Annotated in this window: 3 protein-coding genes and 4 pseudogenes; 6 read left to right on the top strand and 1 reads right to left on the bottom strand. The window is 34.9% G+C overall.

The features are described from left to right. Positions 1–195 precede the first annotated feature (195 nt). Positions 196–477 (bottom strand): annotated as a pseudogene (locus AFK68_RS15275) (DUF92 domain-containing protein); the annotation flags it as partial. A 322-nt stretch (positions 478–799) separates the two neighbouring features. Here AFK68_RS15275 and AFK68_RS15270 point away from each other — a divergent pair. The 6 genes and pseudogenes from AFK68_RS15270 to AFK68_RS15240 all read left to right on the top strand — a co-directional run. Then, positions 800–1,104: pseudogene (locus tag AFK68_RS15270) on the top strand (6-phosphogluconolactonase); the annotation flags it as partial. 1 nt (position 1,105) lies between these two features. After that, the coding region (gene pgl / locus AFK68_RS15265; protein WP_143437901.1) for a 6-phosphogluconolactonase at positions 1,106–1,712 on the top strand (607 nt) is incomplete at its 5' end. A 255-nt stretch (positions 1,713–1,967) separates the two neighbouring features. Beyond that, the gene (locus AFK68_RS15260; protein ID WP_094673533.1) at positions 1,968–2,783 is read left to right on the top strand and encodes an FHA domain-containing protein; all 816 of its coding nucleotides are present in this window, start codon (positions 1,968–1,970) and stop codon (positions 2,781–2,783) included. Positions 2,784–3,115: 332 nt separating this feature from the next. Further along, the gene (locus AFK68_RS15255) at positions 3,116–3,559 is read left to right on the top strand and encodes an FHA domain-containing protein (RefSeq protein ID WP_094673532.1); all 444 of its coding nucleotides are present in this window, start codon (positions 3,116–3,118) and stop codon (positions 3,557–3,559) included. Between the two features lie 121 nt (positions 3,560–3,680). After that, a pseudogene (locus AFK68_RS45290) lies at positions 3,681–4,299 on the top strand (PRC-barrel domain-containing protein); the annotation flags it as partial. A 1,137-nt stretch (positions 4,300–5,436) separates the two neighbouring features. Further along, a pseudogene (locus tag AFK68_RS15240) lies at positions 5,437–5,796 on the top strand (FHA domain-containing protein); the annotation flags it as partial. Between the last annotated feature and the right edge of the window lie 463 nt (positions 5,797–6,259).

Raw genomic sequence — 6,259 nt, 5'->3', positions numbered from 1 at the left:
TGTAATAACTATGTAAATTCTCAGGAATGATTGAGAATTTCACTAATTCCTATATCTAGTTTTTCCTGTTATCTAAAAATCTAAAATATCTGACAATTCAAATTAAGATTGTTATAGATTTTAGGTGAAAATAATTCAAGCTAAACATATAAACTTAGACTATAAAGTAAGTAGTCAGGAGTACAAAGCTAAGATTTAGGAAACAAAAAAGCTCATACCTATTGGCTGATTACTAATTACTATATAGTACCAAACTATGGCTAATAAAATTGCAGCGATCGCTCCGATTAAAGTATTGATAATATTTACTACTTCATTGGTTAACCATTCAAACTGAGACTGCATCGTTGCCCCAATTACACTTTCCAAGTTAGTAGCAATAAAGGCTGCAATAACACAAAAAGCGATTCCTGTCAAATCAATTAAACCTACAGTCCAACCAAGGAAAGCGATCGCTACAGAAGCAAAAAAGCCAGCCGAAAAAATATATTGAGATTGGAATAATTTTTGTTGGTAATATGAAAATTTGATTAAATATTAAGAATTTATTCAGACTTGAGCCAAAATCAACAAATGTTATTTTTTTTTAAGAATTTGTTGATTGACTGCTTACCACTAAATTTATCTGTCCTGAATTTTTGTAGCTTAAATTTTACCTAGCAAATACTAATATGACTTGAGTGTAATGAGATAAACTGACATCTAAATACAAGTTGCCATAGTATAGCTCCGATACCCAAATTGAGAAATAATCACTATCTTTAATTGGGTGTATACATTAAATCATAACAGAAGTCAAATGAACAAACAGGTTAAATTGTTGCCAAATAAGGAAAAGTTGATCGAAGAAGCTTTGGACATTTCCTTGTCTAAAATTGAAGCAGCGATCGCAGAACGTGGCCAATGTACCATAGCTTTAGCTGGTGGCAATACACCAAGGCCACTTTATGAGTCCATAGCAAATCAAAATTTGCCTTGGGATAAAATTCATGTATTTTGGGGCGATGAACGTTATGTAGCTCCTGACCACCCAGATAGTAATCAAAAAATGGCCAGGCAAGCTTGGCTAGACCAAGTACCCATACCACCCACAAATGTTCATCCNCCAATGTACCATAGCTTTAGCTGGTGGCAATACACCAAGGCCACTTTATGAGTCCATAGCAAATCAAAATTTGCCTTGGGATAAAATTCATGTATTTTGGGGCGATGAACGTTATGTAGCTCCTGACCACCCAGATAGTAATCAAAAAATGGCCAGGCAAGCTTGGCTAGACCAAGTACCCATACCACCCACAAATGTTCATCCTATGGAAACAGGGGCAGGCGATCCAGAAGCAGATGCTGCTGCCCATGATGCTCATTTGCAAGAATTTTTTCAGGTTTCACCAGGGGCATTTCCTAGTTTGGACTTGATTTTACTAGGAATGGGAGGTGATGGTCATACAGCATCCCTGTTTCCTTATACAGATGCCTTAAAAGTAAGCGATCGCCTAATTACCGTAGGCAATAAAGATGGCCAACCACGAATAACTTTCACAGTTCGATTAATTAATCAGGCTCGTTGCGTAATATTTCTAGTTGCTGGTGCAGATAAACAAGAAGCATTAGACCAAGTATTTGCAGAAAAAGCTGATGATATGAATTATCCCAGTCGTCTGATCCAGCCCCAAGGAGAATTACAGTGGTTAGTGACTGGGGTAAATATTTAAACAGTGATTAATCTCAAAAAAATCTAGGAGAAGCAAATTATCAAGTATTGTTGAGGTCAACAACTAAAATATTTGCCTTTATCCAAGAGGTTGGTTGAAAACTCCCACTTTCCTGTACTGTTAACTTTTGACTTTTGAATGCGTGACTTCCCTGAAATGGTATGAGGAATTCCACGTTGTGACTCAAGCACAACGTCGGGAGGATGTTAAAGTTGAGGTACTTTACTTATCTGGCCGATAGCAAGGAGAAGATAAATGATTGTCTGTCCTAATTGCAATCATCAGAATCCTGATGGAGCAAACCAATGTGAAGCTTGCTACACTCCCTTACCAGTAACTACAAATTGTCCTAACTGTGGGGCAATAGTTCAAGCTGATGCTGCTTTTTGTGGTCAATGTGGCTTCGATTTGAAAGTTAGTGCTGGTACAGAGGAAGGTCAAATTTCACCCCAAACAGATCCAGCAGTGATGCCCACTATAGTATCACCTCTGTCTGGTATAGATCCAGGTATGCCTTCGGAAAATATACCTGACCTAGACCCACCAGACCCATTAGTGACACCAGAACCCATAGTATCTGGTAAACTAAACTTAGAAAAATCTAGCAAGCCTAATACTCCGCTTGTTACAGAGGAACCACCACAAACTATTAACGTTGTTACTACCCCTGTTGCTACCCCTGAAGTAAGTTCTCCATCTCCCAGTGGGGGAAAAGCAATTCCGGCAAAGACCCAGTTGCAAAAACAGTCGGCCAAGTTGCTCCATATCAGAACAGATACAGATATTGAATTGCCAGTCAATTTATCTGTGATTCATATAGGTAAACCCAATGATCGAGTACCACCAGATATTGATGTTTCAGGATTTCCTGACTCTGAGGTAGTTTCTCGTACTCATGCTGATATTAGAGTAGAGGGAGATAGTTATTATATTGAAGATACTGGTAGTTCTAATGGTACTTATGTCAACAACACTCCTTTGACAAAAGGAAATAGACATAAGTTAAGACCAGGCGATCGGATATCTTTGGGCAAAGGAGACTTAGTTTCGTTCCTGTTTCAAATTTCTTAGCTCAAGTTTAGATTTCGGGTTAATTAAAATCTTTAGCTTCAGGTTTTCCTATAATTAAGTTCTTCCTGGAGAAATCTGACATATATTAAGGGACTTCAAGAAGTCAGAAATCAGAAGTCTGTTAGTTCCCCATTCCGCAGGAAAGTCAGAAGTTAAAATTAGTCGGAGATTCTTCTCCGCCTTGATGGGCAAAATGTTTTTGGAGGGTTGCTCAAAATAGCCGTTCCAAAAATAACTTCTGACTTCTTAGTTCATATACCTAAGAACCACCATAAAAACTAAATAATCTACAATTATCTCAGGTATTCTACTAAAAATATTAAATAGCAAATGTGATTAGACTAACACTGCTACATCCACTTCAGTCTATGCCAGTCAGAAGTTGGACTTTTGATAATAAATCTGTCATTAAGATTGGGCGTTGCTCAGATAATGATGTGGTTGTTTATAGTTCTGTAGTTTCTCGTTATCATGTTGAATTAAAAGCTAATCATCGAGATTGGGAAATTATTAATTTAGGTAGCAATGGTACATACATTGACGGTAAACCAATCAAGAAAGTTAAGGTAATCAATGGGTTGATAATTAATTTGGCTCTTACTGGACCAAAAATTGCCATATATCTCGACGATCAATCAAAGGGAGTGAATTTTAAACAAAGGCAAAATTCTCCCCAAAAAAATGGTTTAGACAAACCTGAAACTCCTTTATTAAAGGCGATGTTCGATCCCGAATGTGAACAACAAGACTTATTTGAAGATACAAAATCTGAATAGGTTACTTAATGAATGGTATAATTTTTTTAATGGGATTAATTTGATTTTTTTACAACCTTTATTATCTATTATATAAGATTTATCACCCTTGGTGAAATGTATAAATTTTCGATTTTAGGCAATGGGTAATAGGGAAGAGACAGCAAAGATTGTATCTATATTATTTAAAATTTCTTCTTACTTCTTCCTCAATCAATATTTTTCATCAAAACTCTGTGTTAGGAGTAAAATTATGAATAAAATTCCAGAGGTAATCAAACATAGTCAACTGTTAAAGAGATTAGTGCTTGACCGTGAAACAGTTGAAGATCAAGGTTGCATAGAAGAATTATGCCTCGATCCTCAATCTCATCAAGTTATAGGTTTTATCTGTAAATCTGGTTTATTTGGTAAAGAAAAAAAATATTTTGCTTGGCAACAAATTGAGACTATTGGTGCTGATGCTACTCTAGTTAATGGGAAACCACAACCAGATAATTTGGAAAAACACAATAATATTGTCAATATAATTGGTAATGAAGTTTGGACTGATACAGGGGAAAAAGTAGGTTTTATTGTAGAATATATTCTCAATATAAAAACAGGTGCAATAGTTAATTATTTGTTTAAATCTAATGGGTGGCGAGGTGTTTTGGATAGTGTTTATTTACTAGCACCAGAAGCAGTTTATAGCACTGGAAATAAACGAGTAATAGTAGTAAATAGTGCTGTTGAAAATCCTCAATATTATAGTGGAGGGGNTAGAATATATTCTCAATATAAAAACAGGTGCAATAGTTAATTATTTGTTTAAATCTAATGGGTGGCGAGGTGTTTTGGATAGTGTTTATTTACTAGCACCAGAAGCAGTTTATAGCACTGGAAATAAACGAGTAATAGTAGTAAATAGTGCTGTTGAAAATCCTCAATATTATAGTGGAGGGGTTGCGGAAAAAGTAGTTTTACTTAAGAACTTTTTACAAGCAGATTTAGTCAGAACTAGAGAACATATTGATATAGCACGAGGTGAGGCCAAAAAATTAGCTCTCGGATTTCAACAAAGAGCTAAGGTTGTGAAAAAACAAGCTGAAGAAAAAGCCCAAGTAGTTACAGAACAAGCAAAACAAAAAGTAGAAGATTTTCAAACTAAATCTAGAGAGAAAAAAAATAGGAAAACTCAGACAACTACGGATGAATTTTCTACCAAAATTCAACAAGTAACAACAGTAGCTAAGGAAAAAATTGATGGGGTAAAGTCTCAAGGGATAAAAAATTTTAATTCTTCAAAAGATGAGGGAGAGAAAAATACAAATGATTTATCAATATAGCTATAATTACAGCTATTTTGAGGATGGTAATTTCAGTTATCAGTTATCAGTTATCAGTACCTCTACAATAAGGAGGCTTGAAATACGGAATATTCTTTTTTTTAATCCTCTTAAAAGAGGAGGCGTAATACCATTTCTCAAAAACTTTTCTATATTTACTTGAGTAGGGGAGTAGGGGAGTAGGTAGGGACGTATCGCTGCGCGACATGTTTTGCTGGCGCATAACTCCGTTAACGGCTGTCGCCGACATGTTTGCGGAGCATTCCGTCAGGAAATGCGGAGCATTCCGGAACGGAAAACGCATTTTTGCCTGTGCAACGTCCGTACAGAGAAGGAAACATAAGAATAATTAACATTAAACTAGCGAAAATCAGCAAAAAAATGATTCTGATTGTACTGAGCGGTTAATAACTGAAGTATCGCCCAAGTATAGCAATAATGCATGGGAATTGGTATAACTACCCAAATTTTTCGGTGAGGTAGAGTTTAATATTAATATCTGTTCCCTATTCCCAGTAATTCCTATTCTCTAAAATATTAAAATTGTCATATATTTAATAATTATTAAAAGTGATTACTTTAGCTTTATTACATCCAACTCAATTAGTTCCTGTTCAACATTGGAGTTGGGGAGAAAAATCATTAATTCGTATAGGTAGAGCAAGTGATAATGATGTTATAATTTACAGTGCTATAGTTTCTCGTTATCATGCAGAAATTTGGGAAGATAAGTCTAGTTGGATTATCATCAATTTTGGTGTTAATGGTACTTATATAGATGATGAACCAATTATTCAAGTATCACTGGCAAATGAGATGATTATTAGATTGGGTAGTTCTGGACCTAAAATCAAAGTTTGGACTCAAGAATTAGCTTCTGAATGTGCGGATCAAAAAAATGAGTTATCTCAAAAAGAAAGATTTTTAACTNTATATTACACAAATAGATTTTGATTAATATCTGGCTGTGTATGAGAAGTTTAAATTCAACAATTAATAATTAACAATTAATTATTAATAAGCACCTATTCTGTAATAGAAGGATTGGCTAAAAGGAACTTTTTTTATTTTTTTCCATAAATGGAGAGGCTTTATACCCCTGAATTTTTTAGTAAATTCTAATAGATAGCAAACAGCAATGGCAAAAAAAAATCCTAGTTTAAGATTCATTATCAGTCTATTTTGTAAACAGCTCTTTACTTATCTAGAAATAAAGATTATATTCTAGCTGTCATAGTTGTTTTTTGATTAGCTATAGTAATCCTAAATAGGTCGTGATAAATTAAAAAGTAGATAAAAAACTTGAAACTCCAGCCAGTTAAGAGTTCCCTGTTCCCTCCATACCTAAAAAGCAGTAAGATTTTTGCCACGAATATGCGGAGGATTGCTATAG

The sequence above is a fragment of the Hydrocoleum sp. CS-953 genome, assembly GCF_002260545.1.
In the GTDB taxonomy this organism is placed as follows: Bacteria; Cyanobacteriota; Cyanobacteriia; order Cyanobacteriales; family Microcoleaceae; genus Trichodesmium.
The sequence above is the reverse complement of the archived record's forward strand: the minus strand, read 5'-3'. Positions and strand labels throughout refer to the sequence as shown.